Raw genomic sequence first — 21,027 nt, 5'->3', positions numbered from 1 at the left:
GAGGAACTATGCACGATTCACGAGCTGTCATGCGCTCGCTGCCCCTGGTCGCAAGTATCCTGGGGCGCAGATATGGCATTCAGGTGCAAATCGGCGGAACCGAAGCCTACACCGACGGCAAGACCATTCATCTTCCGTCGCTTCCCGTTGAAGACAACAATCTGCTTCCCCTCGTTCGTGGCTATCTCGACCACGAAGCGGGGCATGTCCGGGAAACGGACTTCGACGTGTTGCGGGAAGCCACGCTTACCCCGCTTGAAATGCACCTATGGAACATCATTGAAGACTGGCGCATCGAAAACAAGCTGGCGTCGATCTTTCCCGGGTGCCGTCAGAACTTCGACTGGCTCATCACCCATCTCTTCGGCTCAGCTACCCCCGACGTATCCGCGACTGGGGATGCGTCCTGCATTCTCAACTGGATGCTCCTGACGGTGCGATGCTGGGATGTCCCCGCGCTCAGCACCGAGCGCGATACCATCGCATCCATGGTGGATGCGGGATTCCCCGGCGTCCGACAGCGGATTGCCCCACTGCTGAACAAGGTACGGACGGATTGCGACGCAACAGCTGATGCCATTCGCCATGCACGGATAATCGTTCAAGCGCTTCGAAAGCAGGTGGCTCACTCAAGCCCTTCGGCGAATACCCAGCGCAAAACGACGAAAAAGACCATTGTGCGAGAGCCATCTGATGGCCCTGCAGCGGTGGAAGAGGACTCTGGGCACTACACCCCGGAGCGCATCCGGGCCATGGAAAGCCTGCTGGAGGCAAGCGAAGACACACTCCCCAAAACAATGGGCGCAGTATTGGCTGAGGCCCTGCAACAAGCACACAGCCCATCCTGGTCCACAGCTGTTGCCGTAGAGCAGCCACGGCTGGCCTACCCGCTGGATGCGGATGCCATAGCGCAGGCTCGCGCCGCCTCCATGGCCCTAAAAACAAGGCTGCATGGGCTGGTACAAAGTGCCGTCGTAACGCGGTGCGCCACGGGGAGGCGTGGAAGACTGGACCCCAGCCGTCTTCACCGGCTTTCCGTGGCAGATGGGCGTTTGTTCCGCCAACGTGGAGAACGGCACGGCATCAACACGGCGGCACACATCCTGTTGGACAGCTCAGGCTCCATGTCCGGTTGCATGACGCTGGCATCGACTGCGTGTCATGCCACGGCCAGTGCTATGGCAGCCTGCGGCGTCAACGTGGGGCTGACGGCCTTTCCGGGGCACTATCTCACGGCTCAGGCCAACTGGGCGAGTGTGTCTCCACTCATACGCCATGGGCAACGAGTGCATCCCAAGGTCAACGTGACCTCTGGCGGAGGAACTCCCCTTGCGGAGTCACTCTGGTGGACCATGCAGACCATGTTGCCCCTTCCAGAATCCCGCAAGCTCATCCTGATCATCACCGATGGCGACCCCGACTCGGGAGTGCAAGCGGAAGAAGCACTCGTCGGTGCAGCACGTGCCGGGTTCGAAGTCTACGGAATCGGCATCATCAGCACCGCCATTCTCTCCCTCCTGCCAGGCAACAGCTTGGTCATTTCCAGCATGGGGGAACTGGCTCCTGCCATGTTTACGCTTCTGCAAAAGGCAATGCTGCGCTGCGCCTGACGCCCCTTGAATGGCTCAAGCCTTACACCCTGAACCCGGAGGAGCCATGTTCTGGAGCAAGCCTTGCTCTTACTGGCGTTGCCACTTCTGTTTCCTGATGCCCCCTGAGTGCTTTCTGCTCAGGGCTTGCCCACGTCAAACCCGCTTGATGAAGGAGGATCTATGAGTTGGGGACCTTTTATCGCGATCGCCATCGCCGTACTGAATGTCGTCAAGGAGAGCATCGATGACTGAGCTTGAATCCAAGGACAAGGGGCTGAGCAAGGTGTGGGTGTTTCTTGGTGGCTGCCTGACAGGTGTCGCAAGTGTATTCGTGGCAGCTATGCTTTCGGAGGAAAGCGATACGGAGATGCCTCGCTCTGAAGATGAACTGTTGGCGTTGCCAGAAGGGCACCCCTTCGAGGAGTAGTCTATGGTGAGGGGGGCACCAGCCCCCCTACACGCGCAAGTGAATTCGGAACGCGTGATGCTGGCAGCAGAGGGCCTGCCAGGTTGTTCGGCGCAGCAACATGGAGGGCAGTCATGCCGAGAGGAGTCCGATGACCTGAGGGGCGACGTGAAGATTGGGAAACGAACGGTTATCTTGTGGAAAGCGTGGTGATATATCTGAATATCTATACTGCTTGGGCCTTTCGCAGGAGGAGGTAAGAGGGAGCTTTACTGTAGGCAGAGGTGGAGATCAGGGGGGAGTGATCTGGGCAAGATCGTGGCAGCCTCGCCCCAAAAAAATGTAAGAGGCTGAGCCGCAGAGGGTGCATCACTACGTGAACCGCACCGTTTGATAGAAAAAAAGAAAAAGGAAGTGAGTTTTGTCAGGTTTTGTCAGGGAATTTGTGAAAATATTTTTTTGTTTTTTGTGTTTTTGATGCACGCATCGAATGCACAATGCGTGCCATTTTCGCTGCGATGACTCCGCCGTCCTCACCACCGCGTCTGGGCAATACACCGTTGTTGGTTAGTTTGAGAGAGTGCCACGCTCACTTTTTGAAAGGTACGATTTTGCTTTTTGCGGGCTTGGCTGGTTCGGCGTTTATGGCTACGGCAAAGCATTCGTCTATAACCGACGCTGCCCGTTTCATGGCCTCATCCGCGAGGTGCGCATACCGTTGGGTCATCTGCGGGCTGCCGTGGGTCAGAAGCTTCTGCAGGGTGAACAGGTCCACCTTGCCGCTGGAGGCCAACCACGAGGCATAGGTGTGGCGCAGGCCGTGCAAAGGGCGAAAGTCATCGGGGAGCCCAGCCTTCTTGCGAATGCGGTCCAAGAACCGGCGAACCTCCACACGCTTCCCGCCATCCTTTCCGGGGAAGAGGTAGGGGCTGCCCGTGGGTTGGATTGATTGCAGGATGCGCCGGGCTGCTTCGGTCATGGGGATTTGCGTGGTCTTGCCGCTTTTGGCGACGGCACCGCGCAGGTGGATGTGCCCGTTGCGAAAATCCAGGTCATCCCATTGCAGTCCCAGCAAGGCTCCCCGACGCATACCGGTGGCAAGGGCAAGACGCACCATCGCGGCGAGGTTCTGGTCCTCGTCCTCGTCCAGTGCATCGAACAAGGCCTTGGCCTGCTCGGGCGTCAGGCACTCGGTCTTGATGTTGTCCACCTTGGGCATGTCGAAGTGCAAGCGGGAGATGTCCGGCATGGAGCACAGGCCACGCTTTGCCCCGTAGCGAATGAGGCGTCGCAGCAGTCCTAGCACATGTTTGACCGTCTGGGGCGCCTTACCTTCGGCTTCCAGGTCACGCCGTAGGGCATCCACATGCGCCGTTCGAATGTCCTCCGGCGTCTTTTTTGCGAAACGGGCGAGGATGGGGCGTACATTGCGAGCGTCTGGCTTTGCACTGGGGCGGTCACCGTGTGCGGCCTTATACGTCTCCCAGAGCAGAGTCATGGTGGGCTTCAAGCGATCTGCCTGCCGAGCGTCCTCAGCCTTCTTGCGGCGCTCCTGCAACGTGACCGGTCCGCTACCTGTTTTCTTGGCCGCCCGGATTTCGGCCAGGGTTTGTCGGGCCTTTTCCAAGGTCCACCCTTGGCTTGCCCACCCCAGCCCTTCCTCGCGGCTCTCGCCGTCTATCTTGTAGCGCAGGGCAAAGTAGGCATCCGGCTTCTTTCCGTGTTTTCGGGTCAGGTGCTCGTACTTGCGTATGCCTCGCTCGACCGTCGTCCACTTCGTCCGATTCTTGCCCGTTTCCTCGCTCATTCTCTCCCACCTTTCTCCCATTTCTCTCCCACTTCTCTCCCACCTTTTCCGGTGATAGCGAGTGAAGCTTGATGAAGATCGTAGGCCAAAAATCTCCCATTACTATACGATATGTCAAGATTTTATTATTGCATAATGAAGGGTGGTGAAGGATGGTGAAAATGCTATTCTTCAGACTTCTAAGCTCTTGGCCGGGGGTTCGAATCCTCCCAGGCGCGCCAACATGAAAATCAAATGGTTGGATGATAAAACGAGCATGCTCGGCAAAGGTTGGAAAAGTTTTTTCAACCCTATTTCCAACCTTGGGGATGTGAACAGAAATATCCTGGTGACAGTCCAGGTGAAAGCAGAGGGCGCGGAGCTTGGTTCCGCGCCCCCTGTTTTTGGGGCGTACCGGCCTTTGCCTGCGTGCGGTTGCTGCTTGGCCGCACCGCATGCCTCGCGGTTTGGCCTGAAAGCCGGATGATTCCGTCTCTATATGTGCTGTTGTGCCTGAATGGCCTGTTCCAGATCATCCAGAAGCGTGGAGAGGTCGAGATGGTGCCGGCCCGCCATGGTTTCGATGGAGTCGAAAAGCGCCGTGCACAGCAGGCAAACCCCGGCTTCCGCGTCGCGCGAGCGGAATACCGCCTCGGTGGCGGGATGGGCGTGCACCACATCCAGCAGGGTCATGTCAGGGGTGACGCGGGGGGCGATGCGCGGGGTGATACGCGGGGCGGTCATCGCACCTCTCCGGCAAGGGCAAGGGTGAGGGCCTGCGGAATGTGGGCGATGATTTCGGAAATGCGCGATGCGGGCGTGGGGCGGGCCAGCTTCGCGGCCAGCCGGTTGACCCGCGCCGCGATGCGGGCCGCGTCGGCGACATCGCGGCCGGACTCGATCAGGGCGGCCACGGTTCCGGTCAGGGTGTCCCCGGTGCCGCCCATGGCCTCCATGGCGGCCTCGTTGGGGCTGTCCACGGTGGACAGCACGCCCGTGCGGTCCGCCACGTGGTCCGTGCTCCCCTTGACCAGCAGGCACGCCGCCGCGTTGTCGCCGTCGTAGGCGCGGCGGATCAGGTCGGGGACGCGGTTGTCGTCATGCAGGATGAACCCCCGCGTGTAGAAGGGGTGCGGCGCCTGCTCGTCGGCCAGGAAGGCCAGTTCCCCGGCGTCGGGGGTGAACAGGTCGTAGGCCGGGGCCTGCCCGCTCATCTTGGCCGCGTACATGAACCCCGCATCGGCGATGAGCCTTGGGCGCGGTTGCATCTCGTTCACCGCGAACAGCACCTTGTCGTGCCACATGACGTCCGGCAGCAGGTAGTGGAAGGCCAGCGTGGACAGCGAGCGCCGCGGCAGGACGTCCACGAGATGGCGGTACAGTGCGCGGCTGCCGTGGCCCCGCCCTTCGTCCCCCACCAGAAAGGCGAACGGTGCGGGCAGGCCGAGCACGCCGCAGGCCGCGCAGGCCGCGCCGAGAAGGGCGGGGGTGCCCCGGTCCAGGGAGATTTCGCCCGGGGCGATGCCCAGCCCCGCCACCGAAAGGCCGCCGCGCCCCAACGCCGCCGGTCCCTCGGTCACCGGCATGGAGGGGGTCGGGATTGTACCTATCACCGCGAGCATCGGCGTTGCATCTCCTCGAAGGCCAGGCCAAGGGCATAGCCGCACAGGGTGTGCCCGACTTCGCGCGGGGAGGGCGCCTCGTCAAGGCGCAGGCCGATCAACCGCGCCGCAAGGTACGGCACGTCCGGGCAGCCGCCCCCGGAAACGTTGACGATCACCCCGGTGGCCTTTTCCACGGTAATCTTCATGTTGGCGGCCCGGACCATGAGGTATTCCCCGAAGTCCTTGACGTGGTACAGGTCCACCGGCGTCAGCAGCGGTCCGGTGACGGGTATGGCGTCCAGCGGGGGCGCGCCTGAATCCGTGAGCAGCCGCAGGATGTTCAGCCCTTCTATCAGCGGGTATTCCACCGCAAGGTCGCAGCCCCTGCGTACCTCCGGCGGCGGGCCGACCACCTTTACCGGAAACCCGGCGGCCTTCAGGGCCTTTTCCGCCCGGATGACCTCGCTGGTGTTCTCGAAGACCAAAAGCCCCCTGTCCGCCTTCGAGGCAGGCGGAGCAGAGGGGGCCTTTTTTCGCAACCGGTCAAGAAATCCCATGTCATCCCTTGCTGATGGTGATGCGGTATTCGCCCCCGTCCACGGCGTCCACGGAGTCAAGGGACCAGCCCTTGGCCTGCGCTGCGCGGCAAACGTTTTCGCGCGAGGCTTCGGTGTCCACCAGAATCTCGAGGGTTCCCTTTTCCACGGTTGCGATCCTGTTCAGGGTGACCAGAACCGGCTGGGGGCACGACAGCCCCCGGGCGTCGATGATCTCGCTCATGATGGTGTCTCCTTACGCCTTGGCGCGCATGGTCAGGCCGAAGTACAGGCATACCGCCAGCCCCACGAACACGGCGGCGATGCCGTGGGGGCCCACGCCGTCGGGCGAACTCGCCAGGCCGAAGTTGTGGGCGAAGGCCGCGCCCGTGATCATCCCGAACACGAACACCGTCGCATCGCCGTCGCCTTCACCGGCGAGGAACAGTTGCCTGCCCGGGCAGCCACCGGCCAGCGCGAAGCACAGCCCCGCCAGCAGCATGCCCATGAAGTTCCACAGGTGCTGGCCGTGGGCCACGGGCTGGCCCTCGAAGCCGATCTTGACCTGCCCCAGCAGGGCGTTGACGGTCACGGCCGCGACGAACAGGGCGATGACCCCGAGCAGCAGGTGGGTCTGCCGGAAAAGGATCAGGTCGCGGAACGCGCCCATGGTGCAGAAGCGGCTGCGCTGGGCCACCATCCCCACGAACAGGCCCGCAGCCAGGGAGACGGCAAGGGGCGCGTGCATGGAACCCGGCCCCTTGACGCTGTAGAACAGCACGCCGCTCTGGGCTTCGCCGGAAATCTGGGGGTACAGGAAGAGCAGGGCAAGGAAGCCGAGCATCACCAGCGGCATGACCAGCCCCGCCGGGGCGCAGGTCTTGTGGCTGCGGCCAAGGCTGTAGCCCTTGCGAAAGAAGATGGTGCCGATGCCGATGCCGGACACCAGCCCGAGGATGCCGAAGACGGCGTTCAGGTCGCCCCCGGCAAGGCGCAGGATGGCCCGCCACGGGCAGCCCAGGAAGACCAGGGCGCCGATCATGGCGAAGACGCCCAGAATGAACCGGACGACGGGGGCGGACCCGGCGCGGGGGCGGAAGTCCTTGGCGAAAAGGGCCGCCAGCAGCGAGCCGAGCACGAAGCCGATGATCTCCGGCCGCATGTACTGCACCACGCCAGCCCGGTGCAGGCCCACGGCCCCGGCGATGTCGCGCTCGAAGCAGGCCACGCAGATGCCCATGTTTCCGGGGTTGCCCCAGAACTGCAACAGCGGCGCCAGCACGCCGATAGCCAGCCCCACGGCAATGATGCCGTACGTCGAGGAAAAGAAGTTTTTCATGGCCCCCTCTTTTGTGTTTGGGCGGTTCACCGTTCAAGAAAACGGCCCGGTCAGCGCCGTAGCGAGCGGAAACTGACTTCCCGACACAAGTACGAGAGGAACAGGCTTGCGACAAATCGAAATATGCTTGTCATTGTGCATGGATGTATAGATGGATCGGATAAAATGGGGGCGTGCCTTCCTGAAGCCGGTGGAGCGGCTTCCTTTGGGGCCGGGCACGCTGCCGGGCACGGAAGACAGGTCCGGCCCCCCGTCCGGCCCCATATCCAGCCCCCTTAGACGTGGCGGGTCACGGCGCGTGTATCCGGCATGTTGTCCTCCGGATGCGAAACGGCCCCGAAGCGCTGTGCTCCGGGGCCTTTCGTGGCTTGCCGGCTCGCTGGACCGGCATGCACTGCATCGTGTGCCGGCAATGCCGCGAAGGAGTGTGTCCCGCGCATCGGCAAACTCTTGAGCGCAGGAAGAACTGGCGCGAACCCGGCATCCGTAGTATGGGGAATCGCCTTGATTTCTTTCGGTTCCGGCGTCGGCGGGCAAGAGGGCACGAAGGCCCGGGCACGCGATTTTCCGTGGCGAACGCCATGCTGCCGTGGCAAGCGCCATGCTGCCGTGGCGAGTGTTGATGCGATGATGCCGTGGGTGAAGGTGTTGCTTTGAAGATTGTCATTTGCACGAAGAAGGATCTGGCGGCCTGCCTTGCCCTCAACAGGTTGCTGGATGGTCTTGCAGGCAGGCACGACGTGTTCGTGGTCCTTTCGGACTACGTGCTGGAGGCGGAAAAGGCCGACGGCCATGCCGCCCGCCTGGTGGCGCATGAGCGGGACATGGTGCTGGACCATGTCTTTCCGTTTCTGGACAGGCTCTATCCGGACGGTTCCTCCGCCGCCTGCGCCACCTACGCGGGATTGCAGGCGCGGTACGGCGTTTCCATGGAACTCTGGGGACCCATGCGGTTGCCGCAGGCCCGCGACGCCATGCGGGACATTGCGCCGGATGTCATCATATCATGCCGCTACGACTATGTTTTTCAGGAGGATGTGCTGGCCCTTCCCCGGCTGGGCACCTATGGCCTGCATCCGGGGGCGCTGCCCGCGCTACAGGGGCTGTGCAGCCCGTTCCGCGCCATGCAGCGTGGGGACAGGCGTTCCGGCTGCACGCTGTTCCATCTGGATTCCGGGCTCGACACCGGCCCGGTGGTGGAGATCGGCTGGGCGGACGTCGCCTACGACCGGTCCGTGCTGTGGAATTTCGTGCAGACCTACTTCGCGGGCATCGACACGCTGATGCGCCACCTGCCCACCCTGGAGCAGAGCCGCAGGCTTCCCGCCAGGGCGCAGGATCCCGCCCGGCGGCAGTACTTCACCTACCCGACGGAAGAGGAATTCCGCGAGTTTTCCCGGCGCGGAGGTCACTTGGTGCTGCCCGGCGACTATCTGGAACTGCTGTCGTGGTTTCTGCCGGACGGCCTGCGCGACGCGCAACTTCCGGCACTGGAGAAACTGGTCAGCTCCGTGGCGCACTGAGCCGCCACGCCGCCTGGAAGGCCAGGGCCAGCGTGCAGACCGTGCCCCCCACCACCAGCAGGACCTGGGTGGTGCCCATGACCACGGTGGCCGCGCCGAACAGCACGGGTCCGGCAACCTGCCCCACCCGTTCCAGCGCCCTGTAGAGGGACGCGGTCTTTTCCCGCCCCAACTCCCGCGCGGAGCGCAGCGCAAGGATGCACAGCATGGAGGCCGGGGCCGCGATGCACTGCGACAGGCCCAGGGCCACCACCGCGGCCGACGTGCCGGCCAGGCCGGTGGCGCTTGCGGCCAGCAGCAGCGACACGCCCGACAGCAGGCCCGCCAGCGTCAGGAACAGGGGCTTGTCGGCCGTGCGGTCTATCCACTTGCCCAGCAGCGGCCCGGCGGTGATGAAGCACAATCCGTACAGCATGAACACCCGCCCGATGTCGGACTGGTCCACCTTGGCATTGGCCAGCATCAACGGCAGCAGGTAGTGCAGGAAGCCCGTGAGGCAGACGGCCACGGGAATGCCCACGAGCAGCAGCATCAGGTGCATGCGCGGGTCCTTCAGCAACGCCATGCCGCCGGAGGGGATGGGGGTACGCGCCGTTCCCGCCGCATCCTCCGTGGTCACGGCATTCGCGGTCGGCGGCGTGGTGCGCGGCGCATGCGCCGTCGCGCGGTCCCTGCCGGTCAGCACGGCGCGCATGGCGAACAGCGTCACCACACCGCCCACGGTAAGCACCGACTGGTAGGGCAGGTGTTCCGCCAGCATGGCTCCGGCGGCCGATCCGCAAATGCTGCCGGAAAAGATGCCCGCGAACACGCTGGCCAGCCCGGCCCCGGCGCGCTCGTGCTCCAGCGTGCCGATCTGCGAGGCCATGAGCACCAGCCCGAACCCGAACCCCGCCGTGATCCGCGCCAGAATGAGCATGGGCAGGCCCGTGGCCATTCCCCCCAGCAGCAGCCCCGCCGCCCCGGCCGCCGCCCCCAGCATGTAGATCCTGTGCCATCCGTAGCGTTGCGTGAAACTGCCGGAAACAAGCAGGGCCACGCCCGCGCTGACCATTTCCGCCGAGATGGGCAGGCCGATGACCACCTTTTCGGACAGGCCCCACAGGGGCTGGTACAGGGTGCGCGCCAGCAGCGGGATGAACGAGATGCCCATGTCGTACCCGAGAAAGAACACGAAGCCCCCCACCCGCAGGGCCTGCGCCGCGTGGGGCAGCCGGGGGCGCGCCTGGTCCGGCGGGGGCGTTCCGGCCTCCGCGCCCAGGCTGCGCTGCGCGATGAGGCCCAGCAGCTTGGCCAGTTCCAGCAGCAGCAGGAAGCTGATGACCAGCGAGGTGCCCATGTCCACGGCCAGCTTGGTCACGCGCGCGGTGATCACCTGCGGGTCCAGGTCCAGCCGCAGTTCCATGACCTCCTGACGTTGCCGGAAGCGGCTGGGCCAGTACCGGTCCAGGGGTTCGCGCACGGAAAGGGCGGCGTCCGGCGCATCGGGCGCGTCCGGCGCATCGGACACATCGGACGCGTGCCGCCCGCGCGAAGGGCTGCCCGCCGTGGCCAGCGGCACGCCGTCGGGGCTCAGCAGGGCCGCGCCCCGCAATTCCTCGTTGTCGGCCACCAGTTGCGCCAGCAACTGTTCCTTGCCCTTCAACTGGGCGACGTCCACGCCCTTGTGGATGAGGTATTCGAAATCCCGCCCCACGGACTGCGCGAGAATGGCCGCCTTGGTGCGCACGGCCCGTTCCACGAACCCGTCGAACAGGGCGAGGGTGCCGCAGGAATACGCCAGTTGCGTGCCGCCCACCACGACCAGCAGCAGCCTGCCCAGCGTGGCGTGCAGGCGGGCCCGCGCCTCCGCCGTGCCGGTGAGCAGCCCCAGCCAGCCGGGCAGGATCAGCGCCACCGCAAGGCACGTCGCCAGCATCAGGAAGCCGGACCAGCGCAGGAAGTCGCGCGTGGCCGCGTCCACCTGGGCGCTGGCGACCTCCATGGCCACCCAGCCCGCCAGGCCGTTGTGCTGCAAGGGCACGAGAACGCGATACCCCGTGGGGGTCTTGCGCGCCTTCGGCGGCGCTTCGGCGTGGGCGGAGAACTGCTTCAGGTCTTCGGCCCCGGCCCGGAGATCGTCAACTCCGGAATCGGGTCGGGAATCGGGCCGGGCGTACAGCAGTTCCCCCTTGGCGTCGAACAACTGGACGCTGTCGATGCCCTGCACGCCATGCCGCAATTCCGCCAGCATGTCGTCCATCCCGGCGTAGGCGTTCAGGAATTTCCCGAAGCGCAGCCCCCGCTCCACCCCGCGGGCAAAGTGCTCGCCGCAACTGCGGTAGCCGGAAAGGATGGAGTCGGTGGCCAGCCCATCCAGCGTCGAGGAGGAAAGCAGCACGTTGAACCCCAGGGTGAGCGCCAGCACCCCCAGGGACAGAAGCAGCGTATTCACGCGCAGCCGTTGTATGGCGCCGATGTGCAAGCGGCTTCTCCTACTGCGGGCCGGAGGGCGAAGGGCGGGCGATGGTTTCGTGCAGTTCGTCCGCCACCACCAGGACGTCGAAGGGGAATTCGAACCCGATGGCCTTGGCGGTGGCCAGGTTCAGGGCGATGGAAGGCTCGGTCCCGTCCAGCATGGAAAGGCCGCGCGGCGTGGCCCCCTCGAAGACGGCGCGCGCCTGCCGCGCGTGGAATGCGCCGATGGGGCCGAAATCCCAGGTGGAAAAGCCCATCAGCGCCCCGGCCTTGACGTATTCCGAACCGTCCCGCGCGAAGGTGGGAATCTTCCAGGCGGTCAGGGTGTCCAGCAGCGGGGCGAGGCCGTTGCCCTCGATGTCGAAACAGTTCAGCGGGCCGATGAAGAAGGCGTCCATGCCCTGCTCGCGCAGCGTTTCCAGCCCCTTGCGGCATTCGTCGGCGGTCTCGGCCGAGGACAGCCCCGCGTACCGGACGAGCGAGAACCCCAGTTCGGAGGCGATGGCCTCGGCATCGCCCAGCGCCGCGTACACCCGGCCTTCCGGGGTGTCCGGATACATGACGCCCATCTTCCGGAAGCGCACCACTTCGTGGAACACCCGGAACATGGTGGACCAGCGGTCCACCGTGACCCGGCAGGTGAAGTTGTCCGCGCCGGAATCCTGCGCGCTCGGGACGATGCCTGCGGCCACGGGGTCGGCCATGCCCATGCCGATGACGGGGATGCGCCCGTCGCTGGCGGCCAGCAGCGCCTTCACGGCCGCCGTGCCCATGCCCGCCACCATGTCCAGGTCCTTGCGCCGCAGCAGTTCCGTGGCCCTTTCGGGCAGGGTGCGCATCTGTTCCGGCGCCCAGCCGGGGCTGAACCGGGCATTGGGCGGATACTCGCAGCGGAAGCCGCCGTCGCGGGCCATGGCGGCGCGAAAGGCGTCCCAGGTCCGCGTGTACAGCCAGAACGGACCGGCCTCCAGGTAGCCGATGCGTTTGACGGGGGGCTGGGCGCGGGCGGAGGGCAGGGGGACGGCGGCCAGCAGCAGGGCGGCTGCCAGCGCCAGCAGGAGGGGGAGGGGCGCGGGCAATGCCGCCCGTGCGGGCGCGACCGCGCCTGCGCGGACCACATGTGCGGCGCGGTTCCCCGTCATGGCGCCTGTCTGCCCCGTGCCGGACACGCGGCTATTCGTGCCGGACGGGTTTGCCCGAGGCGGCGATGACCAGCAGCAGCCCCACCACCGGGGTAAGCAGCATGCTGGCGAAGAAGTTGCCCCAGAAGCCGAAGCGGGTGTGAATGCCGAACAACCCCACAAGCAGGCTCAAACCGAGGAAAAGCGCGAATAGTTGCACGGTCGCCTCTCTTATTGTTTGGGCGTTTTCACCTGAGGCGGGTTCAGCAGGCTTTTGTCCAGCCGCTGGATGTAGTCCATGATGCTTTCGCCGGGTTCCCGCAGGCCCACACCTTCCGGAACGGGCAGGGGGCCGGGCAGCGGCATGGCCTGGGGAGCGGGCTGCGGGGGCTGCTGCGGTTCCGCCTGCGAAGCCTGCGGCGCGGCCTTGTCCCGCGCGTCGCCTTCGGCGGCGGGCCTGGCGGGCGTTTTCGCGGCGGGGTTGGGCGCGGCGGCCCCCGCCGCTCCGGCGGGACCGGACTGGGTTTCGGTGTTCAGGATCAGCGGCAGGCCGTCCCTGCCCCCCACCACCACGATCTTGGCGTTGGGCGACGCGGCCAGGTCGCGGGTGGCCTTGATGCCTTCATAGCGCAGGAAGTCCTGCGTCATGTGGCGGTTGACAAGTTCCTGGTACAGTTGGATTCCCTGGCCCTCGATGGCCTTGCGCTTGGCCTCCTGCGTGGCTTCGAGCAGCAGGTAGTTGTAGCGCAGGTAGTTCTGCTCCGCGACCAGCTTGTCTTCTATGGCCTTGCGCAGCACTTCCGGCAGGGTGATGCTTTTCACCACGAACCCGTGGATCATGATGGGAATGCGGCCCATTTCCTCTATGGCGTCCACCAGCATCTGGTCCTGCAACTCCTGCCGGGCGGTGGAGTACAGGTCGTTGGGCCTGTAGTTGCTGATGGTCTGGCGCACGGCGGAGGTCATGATGGGAATGACGATCTTGTTGCGGTAGTTGGGGCCGATGTTCTGGTGCAGGGTGGGCAGCCTGTCGCGGATCAGCTGGTACCGCAGCGACACCTGGACGTTGATGGGCAGGCCGTCCACCGTCAGCACGTCGATGTTCTGGGTCTCTTCCTGCACGCGCACGTCGTAGACGTACAGGATGTCCCACGGCTGGATGATGTGGATGCCTTCCTCGTAGGTCCTGTCGAGGATGGTGCCGCCGAAGAAGCGCGAATACAGCACCCCGAGTTCGCCGGGCCGGATGGTGATGACCATGCTGGGCCACAGGAAGATGAGGATCAGCGCCGTGACGACGCCGATGCACACGAGCCTGACGCGGTTCCGGCGCACCCTGTCGCGCAGAGCGGTGAGGAGTCTGTTCATTGATCCAACCGGTAGGTTTGTTGCGTGTACTGGGCGGCGCCGCGCCAGAAGGTGTCGAGCGTGTAGTCTATGCACTGCCTTTCGAACAGGATGCAGTGCTCCTTGTCATTTTCCGTCTGCCCCATGCACAGGTTGTGCAATATCGGGCACATGCTCACGTTGTAGGCGAACTCGCCAAGGCTGGGGCGCGAACGGACGGACTCGCGGGCCAGGCGCACGATCTTCTTGGTGTACGCATTGTTGCAGATGTGGATGCGCTGCGAGTATTCGTGGTATTCCTCGTAGCATTTCAGCCTGCTGCGTATGGCTTCCTCGTTGCCTTTCGCATTCACCACGGAAGGAATGGTGGCGCTGACCTTTCGGTACAGTTCGCGCACGAAATTGATGTTCGAATTGCCCCGCAGGTCCCGCGCGGTGGATGGCAGGACGAAGCAGAGGCAGAGCAGGACCGCCAGTGCGCAGATGCGTGGCCTCATGCCGTCCCACCCCCGGTTTCGCCAGTTCCGCCAGTTCCGGCGGTATCGCCGGTTTCGCCGGTGGCGTCCCGCCCGCCGGTGGCGGCATCGGGCGCGGCGTCGGCAAAGGCGCCCTCGCGCATGGTCAGCACCCTGTCCGCGACGTGGAAGTACCTGTCGTCATGGGAGATGGCCAGGACCGTGCCCCCCTGCCTGGTGATGCCGGGCAGCAGTTCTTCGTAGAAATAGCGCCGGAAGGCCGGGTCGAAGTCCGCCGCCACCTCGTCGAACAGGTACACCTCGCGGCCTTCCAGCAGGGCGCAGGCCAGGGCGAGCCGCTTGCGCTGCCCGGCGGACAGGTCCAGCGTGGAGAACGAACCGTCCTCCAGCAGGTGCACCTTGGTTTCCATGCGCATGGTGCGCAGCACCCTGTGCAGCCGTTCCGCCGAAACGTGCAGCCCCAGCGGGCGCGGGAACAGGTGGTAGTCGGTGGGCACCACGGTGAACAGGTTGCGGTAGGCCTCCATGTGCATGTCCGAAACCAGCGCGCCGTTGAGGTGGATGTCGCCCGTCTGCGGCGTGTACAGGCCCGAGAGCACCTTCATGAACGTGGACTTGCCGGAGCCGTTGCCGCCCCGGATGAACACCAGTTCGCCCTTGCGCAGCGTGAATCGGTCCACCCGGATGCCGAAGACCCGCATGCCGTTGGGGTCGTGGTAGTCGAAGCGGATGTCGCGCATGGCCAGCGATTCGAAGCCCGGCACGTCCGGGTCGGCGTGCTGCCAGCGCGCCTCCACGCCCTGCCGTTCGAAGGGTTCGGTCACGGCGTCCAGCCGGGCCTCCACGCTGGCCAGTTCCTGAAGGTTCATCTCCACCTTGGTCATCAGCGGCACGAAGGTGACCAGGCTGATCAGCGGGCTGAGGCTGAACATGCACAGCACCAGCAGGGTGGAGGTTTCCTCCGGCTCGATGCCCAGGAAGCCGGGCATGAGGAACAGCACCAGCCCCAGGATCAGCAGGTTGAACATGGCGAAGAACGAGATGCCGAGGGCGTGCCGTTGCTCGGTCCGGGCGCGCGCGTCCGAGGCGGCGTCCAGGCCGGGGATGATCTGGCCGCCGAACAGGTCGGTGGTCTTGGGCTTGTGCACCTTCAGTTGCTGCAACCCTTCGTGCAGGTCGCGCAGGCTGCCGCTGAAGCGCATGTCGGCCTGCATGGCCGGGCCCATTTGGGCCTGCACGCTGTTGATCAGCCGCAGGAACACCAGCAGCCCCATGGTCATGAAGGCGAACACCCCCAGGGTGCCCGCCAGGGACACGGTGGCCATCTTGACGCAGGCCACCAGGATCATGACCGTGTTGGCGGCAGAGGCCATGAGCATGCGCGCGGCCTCCACCACCATGTCCCGCCCGTCCAGCAGGGCGGCCTGGATGCGGCCCTTGTCCAGCCTTTCGTATTCCAGCAGCGGGATGCCGCGCAGCTTGGTGGCGATGCGCATGCGCCATTCCATGATGCCGCGCAGGGCGATCTGCGCCGAACGGCCGGTGATGTACCGGAACAGGAAGTAGAACGACCCCAGGCAGAGCAGGAAGGCCAGGAAGGTGTGGAAGCGTATGCCGTCGCCGGACAGCTGTTCCAGCCCATGCAGGACGGTGAACACGGCCAGTCCCTGCATCACCCCCGAGGCCAGGCACGCGGCGACGAGCCTTGCGCCCTCGTCGCCGGCCTGCGTCCAGAGCAGCTTCAGAAAGTGCGATTCCTTCAGTTGCAGCATGAAGTCCGTAAGCCTTGGGGTTCAGGTGCGTGCCGTCCGGCGTGGCGCGGCGTGCCGATGCCGGCGGATGCCGGGCGCGGCGACGGGCTCCGGGCATTGCCGTTCCGTGGTCCCGGCCTGGCCGGACCATGCGGAAAAGCCACCGGAAGGGCGGGCCGCCCGCCCTTCCGATGCTCTTTCAGAATCCCGTTCTGAAAAGGCTACGCGGGCGAAGCCGCCTGCTCTTCAGCCGTGGGCGTCCCGGTCGCTTCGGCCGCTTCCGGCTGGCCCTTGCCGATCTTCTGCTTCATGCGGCCCACCAGGTTCTTGCCTTCGTCCATCTTGGTCTTGAAATAGGCCTTGGCTTCCTGCGAGTCGAAGTTCTTCAGCGTGCCGCCGTTGCGGAAGTGGCGGTCGAACACCCAGCCCAGCGCGTAGGTGGAGGCCCCGCCCATGATGCTGATGGTGGCCGCCCCCGCCGTGAAGCCGATGATGGGAATGCTCTTGAACAGCGAGGCCGCCAGCGGCACGCTGGCCGTGGTCAGCACGCCCCCGCACAGCGAGGAGATGATGGACTTGACGCGCTCCTTCCTGAATTCCACGCCGTGCGCCTTGGACAGGGCATGGATCAGTTCCAGCTGCACGGCGGTCAGGCCCGCGAAGTCCACCAGCGGCACGGGAATGAAGCCGATGCCGACGGCCGCGTACACCCGCTTGCGGATGATGGCGTCGATGTCGCATTCCGGGGGGCAGCCGCGGGGGGCGGCTTCCACCGTTTCCGCCGTTTCGGCGGCTTCCGCAGCAAGGGCTTCCTGCCCTTCAACACCATCAGTCTGGGCATCCATGGTCTTTTTAGCCATTGTTCTCGCCTCGTTGTGATCGGTTGCAGGGTTTGTGGAAAATCTACCGGGGCATGGCCGCGTTGTGCGTGCCGACGAGCGTGGCGTCGAATATCTCGTCGGACGAAATGAGCAGCAGCAGGGGGATGTCCATGCCGAGGTTGTTTGCGGTGACGAGGTTGAGCGTGATCTTGGGGGTGTAGGCTTCCCGCTCCAGTTCGGCCGTGGGGGGCAGCAGCCCCAGCCGCTGGGCCATGCGGTCGGCGTAGAACCTGCCCAGGGGCACGTAGTCCAGGGTGGAAAGCCCCATCAGCGCCCCGCGCCGCACGTGCACGCTGCCGTCGCGGGCAAAGGTCCTGATGCCGTGGCTGGCCAGGGCGTCGAACATGGGCTGGGGGTTTTCCCGCGTCCAGTCGAAGCAGTTGAGCGCGGAAATGTAGAAGGCGTCTATGCCCCGGCCCAGCAGTTCGTTCACCCCCTGGGCGCAGGTGGCGCCGCTTTCCGCCTTGTCCAGGCGGGGATACTCCACCAGGGTGAAGCCGCGCTCGCGCGCCACTTCGCGCGCCTCGTGCACGTTGGAGTAGGAAAGCCCCTCGGGGCTGTCGTGGTACATGATGCCCAGCCGCTTGAAGGGCAACGCCTCGTGGAACAGCGCGAAGACCTTGTACCACTTGTCCCTGACGTAATGGATGGTGAGGTTGGGCGCCGTCCGGCCCGTGCGCGCGTCCACGATGCCCGCCCCCACCGGGTCGGCCACGTCGATGGACATGATGGGCGTCCTGCCGTTGTTTTCCGCCAGCAGCGCCTTGGTGGCGGCGGTGCCCATGCCCAGGATCACGTCCACGGACGGGTCCCGCATCAGCGTGCGGGCCGCGTCGCGGTAGGCGTCCTCCGTGGCGTCCCAGCCGGGGCTGATGTGCAGGACTTCGGGAAAGTCGATGCGCTCCAGCACCCCCCGTTCCTTCAGCGCCGTGATGATCTGCTCCCGCAGCAGGGAAAATTCCCAGTACGGACCGGCTTCGAGGTAGGCCGCCACCTTTCGGGGCGGCCGGGGGCCGGGCCGCGCGGCGTCCTCCGTGGCGCCGGCGGCGTGCGCCGGCCAAGCGGCCAGGCACAGCAGCAGGGCGCAGCCAAGCGCCGCGACGGCATGGAGAAGGGCACTGATGGTCCTGTTCATGGGCGGATACGGTTTCCGTTGCAGGTGCAGGCCGCGTCTCGCGGTGGGCTGCACGCAGGGTAACAGGATAAAAGCATTATCGTCCATACCCGGCCCCGGCCCCGCGTGGCCGACGGGCGTGGCGGGCCGCTCATGCCGCATCGTCTTCCACCAGATGCGCCGCGACGGGCAGATGCGCCGCCCGGGCCGCGACGCTGCACTGGTAGCCCGGCCCGGCGTCGATGTCGCGGGTGGTCCATGCCGGGGCGCACTCCTGTTCCGCGCGGCGTTGCGCAGGCGCCGGGGCCGCGTCGTCCCCCGCCTGCGCGTCTTCGCATGGCAGGGACACCAGCCAGTCCGCGCCCATGGCCCCGGTGTGCACCTGAAAGCCGTGCAGCGGCAGGCTCAAGCCCCTGCCCAGCGCCTTGAGCACGGCCTCCTTCCGGGTCCAGCACCGGTAGAAGGCGGCGGCGCGCTCCGTGGCGGGTAGGGCGCGGATGGCGTCGCGCTCGCAGGGGTGCAGTTGCGCCGCCAGTTCCGTCAGTTCTGCCAATCCCGCCAGATCTGGCCGGTCTGGCCAGTCTGGCCGGTCGGGCAGGACGCGCGTCTCTTCCACGTCGATGCCCACGCACCCGGCCCGGCAGAATGCCGCCCACACCATGGCCCCGGCGTGGGAAATGGAAAAATCGATGACGGCCGGTACGCCGTCCGCGTCCCGTCCGTCTTCGGCATGGCGGGGGGGACAGACCGGCTTTCCCCACCGGGTGCGCGGAAAGTCGCCGTCCACCGCCAGCGCGCGCCGGTCCGCCATCAAGGTGCGCCGGTCCGCCATCAACGTGCGGCGCACGATGGCCCTGCCCACCAGATGCCTGGCGGCGTCCACGGCATGCACGAAGCGCCCGGCATGGGCGCGCTCGCGCTCCGTGGTGAAGGGCGCCGCCGCAGCGATCCATTCCGTGGCGTCCCCGTCCATCCGCACCCCCACGCAGACCAGCGCGGCATCGTCCACCTGCGGCAGGCGGCAGCGGGAGAATGCGCGGGGGGCCGTCATGCGGCCGCCGCGCCGCAGGCGTGGGCGATGCAGGACGCCAGACCTTCCCAGTTGTCCTGCAAGTAGAAATGGTTGCCCTGGAAGATGCGGACGCGCAGTTCCATCGTGGTCAGCCGCTGCCACTGGCGGGCCATGTCGTCGGTAATGACGTCCCGGTGCCCCCTGAACACGGTGACGGGCACGGGCAACGGCTCCATGGGCGCGGGCAGCCAGGCTTCCAGCGCGGTGAAGTCGGCCCGCAGCACCGGTTCCAGATACCGGCGGAATTCGTCCGATGCGGCGATGCCCTGCGGCACCCCGCCGATGCCCACCACGCATTCCCAGAGCTTGCGGGGCGACAGCGACGCCACCGGAGGCACCGGAGGCCGTTCCCGGCAGCCGGGGGGCGAGGCGGCGGAAATGAACAGCGCCCTTGGCAGCGGCATGCCGCTTTCCCGCGCCCGCGCCGCGCACAGCAGGGCCAGCAGCGCGCCCATGCTGTGGCCGAACAGGGCGTAGGGGGCTGTTTGCGCCACGGGCTGGATGTTCCGGAAAAGGTCGTGCGTCAGCGCTTCCATGCTGGTGTGCGGCGCTTCGCGGTGGCGGCGGCCCCTGCCGGGCAGTTCCAGGGGGCGGAAGGCCACCGTTTCCGGAAGGCATTGGCCGAGCCTGGCGTAGTAGGCGGCGCTGCCCCCGGCGTGGGGAATGCAGAACAGCGTGGTGGCGTCGTGGGTCGCGGGCGCGTCCGCCACGGGGTGCCCCGTCTGCGCGGCGCCGGACGGGCAGGCGCCGGACGGGCAGGCGCCGGACGGGCAGGCGCGGGCGGGTTCCGCTCCGTCGGCCCGCCGGGTGCACGGCCTGCGCCCGGTCACAGCGTTACCCACCCGGCGTTGTCGTCCAGTTCCTGCATGATGATGCGCGAAGCCTGGTCGTCGTGCCCGGAGCGGGCGTGGATCTGCTTGAGCACGATCCGGTCGCCGGACATGCCGCAGATTTCGAGTTTTCCGACGTCGTGGCCGATGATGTACTTGAAGCGCTTGCCGTAGCCGTTGAGCCTGGCCCTGGCCCGGTCCACGATGTCGATGCCCTGGCGGAGGGGAATCTGGAAGTGGTGCCGCACGCGTGAAACGGGCATGCACTGGTAGAGGTAGTACGGGTTCACCCCGATGCGCAGCAGGCCGTTCATCAGTTCCACGATGCCGTCGGCGGTGTCGTTGACCCCGCGCAGCAGCACCGCCTGGTTGTTCACGGTGGCCCCGCAGTCGCGCAGCCGCCGGATGGCCTCCGTGGCGGTGGGGGTTATTTCACGCGCATGGTTGAAGTGCGTGGCGATGTACAGGGCCTTGAGGCCGTTGAAGCCGCGCAGCAGGTCGATCAGCCCGTCGTCGAAAAGGCGCAGCGGATAGGTGACCGGGGTGCGCGAACCGATGCGCACGAAATCCACGTGGCCGATGTCGGCCAGCCCTTCCAGCATGGCGCGCAGGGCCGGGGTGGAAAGCATCAGCGGGTCGCCGCCGGACAGGATGACGTTGTTGATCTCCGGATGATCGGCGACGTACCGCAGCGCGCCGGAAAAGTCGCCCCGCGCGCTGCCGTCGGGCCGCCCCACGATGCGCCTGCGGAAGCAGTGGCGGCAGTACATGGCGCAGCATTCGGTGGCCACGATGAGGGCGGTGTAGTCGTACTTGTGCAGCACGCCGTTGCCCTTGTCGTGCTTGTCGTCGCCGTAGGGGTCGGCCGTGGTCTCCCCCATGGCCCCGGCGACGACCAGTTCCTCGGCGCTGGGAAAGCACATGCGGCGGATGGGATCGTCCGGATCGGACCTGTCGATGAGGCTCAGGTAGTAGCGGGGGATGTTGACGGGATGGACCTGCGCGACCTCGCGGATCGCCGCCTCCTCCCCGGGGCCGAAGGCCGCGTGCTCCAGAAGCTGGTCGATGCTGACGACGCTGTTGGCGAGTTCCTTCTTCCAGTCGAGCTGCGTCCAGTCGATGTCGGCATGCATCATGGATTCCTCGTGTACCGGGCACGTGAGGTCGGCGTCGCGGTGTCGTGGTGGAATAT

Annotated in this window: 21 protein-coding genes; 4 read left to right on the top strand and 17 right to left on the bottom strand. The window is 65.9% G+C overall.

Annotation, left to right across the window (positions count from 1 at the left end; genetic code table 11):
- Window positions 1-29: 29 nt before the first annotated feature.
- Together V6B97_RS10730 and V6B97_RS10725 are read left to right on the top strand one after the other, a co-directional pair.
- A complete protein-coding gene (locus V6B97_RS10730; RefSeq protein WP_333506503.1) occupies window positions 30-1,610 on the top strand; it encodes a hypothetical protein in 1,581 nt (526 codons plus the stop codon).
- 226 nt (window positions 1,611-1,836) lie between these two features.
- On the top strand, window positions 1,837-2,019 hold the full coding sequence (locus V6B97_RS10725) for a hypothetical protein (RefSeq protein WP_271371083.1): 183 nt from the start codon (window positions 1,837-1,839) through the stop codon (window positions 2,017-2,019).
- 568 nt (window positions 2,020-2,587) lie between these two features.
- Here the strand turns inward: V6B97_RS10725 and V6B97_RS10720 are convergent.
- On the bottom strand, window positions 2,588-3,805 hold the full coding sequence (locus V6B97_RS10720) for a tyrosine-type recombinase/integrase (RefSeq protein ID WP_271371084.1): 1,218 nt from the start codon (window positions 3,803-3,805) through the stop codon (window positions 2,588-2,590).
- Window positions 3,806-4,028: 223 nt separating this feature from the next.
- Here V6B97_RS10720 and V6B97_RS10715 point away from each other — a divergent pair, with 223 nt between their 5' ends.
- A complete protein-coding gene (locus V6B97_RS10715; protein ID WP_333506501.1) occupies window positions 4,029-4,271 on the top strand; it encodes a hypothetical protein in 243 nt (80 codons plus the stop codon).
- An 8-nt stretch (window positions 4,272-4,279) separates the two neighbouring features.
- On the opposite strand, the gene V6B97_RS10710 is transcribed toward V6B97_RS10715, so the two are convergent.
- The 5 genes from V6B97_RS10710 to yedE are packed head-to-tail and all read right to left on the bottom strand — an operon-like array spanning window position 4,280 to window position 7,263.
- Window positions 4,280-4,528 carry a hypothetical protein gene (locus tag V6B97_RS10710; RefSeq protein ID WP_333506500.1) on the bottom strand — a complete coding sequence of 83 codons (249 nt, stop codon included), beginning with the start codon at window positions 4,526-4,528 and terminating at the stop codon, window positions 4,280-4,282.
- On the bottom strand, window positions 4,525-5,406 hold the full coding sequence (locus V6B97_RS10705) for an NAD(P)H-hydrate dehydratase (RefSeq protein WP_333506499.1): 882 nt from the start codon (window positions 5,404-5,406) through the stop codon (window positions 4,525-4,527). The genes V6B97_RS10710 and V6B97_RS10705 overlap by 4 nt, the downstream gene beginning before the upstream one ends.
- Complete coding sequence (locus V6B97_RS10700; RefSeq protein ID WP_333506498.1) at window positions 5,394-5,945, bottom strand: DUF3343 domain-containing protein; 552 nt, start codon at window positions 5,943-5,945, stop codon at window positions 5,394-5,396. The genes V6B97_RS10705 and V6B97_RS10700 overlap by 13 nt, the downstream gene beginning before the upstream one ends.
- 1 nt (window position 5,946) lies before the next feature.
- On the bottom strand, window positions 5,947-6,168 hold the full coding sequence (locus V6B97_RS10695) for a sulfurtransferase TusA family protein (RefSeq protein ID WP_333506497.1): 222 nt from the start codon (window positions 6,166-6,168) through the stop codon (window positions 5,947-5,949).
- A 12-nt stretch (window positions 6,169-6,180) separates the two neighbouring features.
- Window positions 6,181-7,263: a YedE family putative selenium transporter gene (gene yedE / locus V6B97_RS10690; protein WP_333506495.1), complete on the bottom strand. Its 1,083-nt coding sequence runs from the start codon at window positions 7,261-7,263 to the stop codon at window positions 6,181-6,183.
- A 653-nt stretch (window positions 7,264-7,916) separates the two neighbouring features.
- Here yedE and V6B97_RS10685 point away from each other — a divergent pair.
- On the top strand, window positions 7,917-8,786 hold the full coding sequence (locus tag V6B97_RS10685) for a formyltransferase family protein (protein WP_333506494.1): 870 nt from the start codon (window positions 7,917-7,919) through the stop codon (window positions 8,784-8,786).
- Here the strand turns inward: V6B97_RS10685 and V6B97_RS10680 are convergent.
- The 11 genes from V6B97_RS10680 to V6B97_RS10630 all read right to left on the bottom strand — a co-directional run bounded on the left by V6B97_RS10680 (window position 8,767) and on the right by V6B97_RS10630 (window position 20,971).
- On the bottom strand, window positions 8,767-11,250 hold the full coding sequence (locus tag V6B97_RS10680; RefSeq protein ID WP_333506493.1) for an MFS transporter: 2,484 nt from the start codon (window positions 11,248-11,250) through the stop codon (window positions 8,767-8,769). The two genes, V6B97_RS10685 and V6B97_RS10680, sit on opposite strands and share 20 nt — an antisense overlap.
- A gap of 10 nt (window positions 11,251-11,260) precedes the next feature.
- Window positions 11,261-12,322 carry an ABC transporter substrate binding protein gene (locus V6B97_RS10675; RefSeq protein ID WP_333506492.1) on the bottom strand — a complete coding sequence of 354 codons (1,062 nt, stop codon included), beginning with the start codon at window positions 12,320-12,322 and terminating at the stop codon, window positions 11,261-11,263.
- Between the two features lie 94 nt (window positions 12,323-12,416).
- Window positions 12,417-12,584, bottom strand: coding sequence for a hypothetical protein (locus tag V6B97_RS10670; RefSeq protein WP_333506491.1), 168 nt, complete (start codon window positions 12,582-12,584; stop codon window positions 12,417-12,419).
- Between the two features lie 11 nt (window positions 12,585-12,595).
- Window positions 12,596-13,732, bottom strand: a complete 1,137-nt coding sequence (locus tag V6B97_RS10665) for a prohibitin family protein (RefSeq protein ID WP_333506490.1) — start codon at window positions 13,730-13,732, stop codon at window positions 12,596-12,598.
- Complete coding sequence (locus tag V6B97_RS10660) at window positions 13,729-14,208, bottom strand: hypothetical protein (RefSeq protein WP_333506489.1); 480 nt, start codon at window positions 14,206-14,208, stop codon at window positions 13,729-13,731. Before V6B97_RS10660 ends, V6B97_RS10665 begins: the two co-directional genes overlap by 4 nt.
- Window positions 14,205-15,959, bottom strand: coding sequence for a cyclic peptide export ABC transporter (locus V6B97_RS10655; RefSeq protein WP_333506488.1), 1,755 nt, complete (start codon window positions 15,957-15,959; stop codon window positions 14,205-14,207). Before V6B97_RS10655 ends, V6B97_RS10660 begins: the two co-directional genes overlap by 4 nt.
- A gap of 200 nt (window positions 15,960-16,159) precedes the next feature.
- A complete protein-coding gene (locus tag V6B97_RS10650) occupies window positions 16,160-16,798 on the bottom strand; it encodes a YcjF family protein (RefSeq protein WP_333506487.1) in 639 nt (212 codons plus the stop codon).
- 43 nt (window positions 16,799-16,841) lie between these two features.
- Window positions 16,842-17,954 (bottom strand): ABC transporter substrate binding protein, encoded by a 1,113-nt coding sequence (locus V6B97_RS10645; protein WP_333506486.1) that lies wholly within the window; start codon window positions 17,952-17,954, stop codon window positions 16,842-16,844.
- A gap of 130 nt (window positions 17,955-18,084) precedes the next feature.
- Window positions 18,085-18,984 carry a 4'-phosphopantetheinyl transferase family protein gene (locus V6B97_RS10640; protein ID WP_333506485.1) on the bottom strand — a complete coding sequence of 300 codons (900 nt, stop codon included), beginning with the start codon at window positions 18,982-18,984 and terminating at the stop codon, window positions 18,085-18,087.
- Window positions 18,981-19,847 (bottom strand): thioesterase II family protein, encoded by an 867-nt coding sequence (locus V6B97_RS10635; protein ID WP_333506484.1) that lies wholly within the window; start codon window positions 19,845-19,847, stop codon window positions 18,981-18,983. The genes V6B97_RS10640 and V6B97_RS10635 overlap by 4 nt, the downstream gene beginning before the upstream one ends.
- The gene (locus tag V6B97_RS10630) at window positions 19,832-20,971 is read right to left on the bottom strand and encodes a KamA family radical SAM protein (RefSeq protein ID WP_333506483.1); all 1,140 of its coding nucleotides are present in this window, start codon (window positions 20,969-20,971) and stop codon (window positions 19,832-19,834) included. Before V6B97_RS10630 ends, V6B97_RS10635 begins: the two co-directional genes overlap by 16 nt.
- Window positions 20,972-21,027 lie beyond the last annotated feature (56 nt).

The organism is Nitratidesulfovibrio sp. 1201_IL3209 (genome assembly GCF_036763125.1).
Lineage (GTDB): Bacteria > Desulfobacterota > Desulfovibrionia > Desulfovibrionales > Desulfovibrionaceae > Cupidesulfovibrio.
This window is presented reverse-complemented; position numbering and strand designations above follow the sequence as displayed.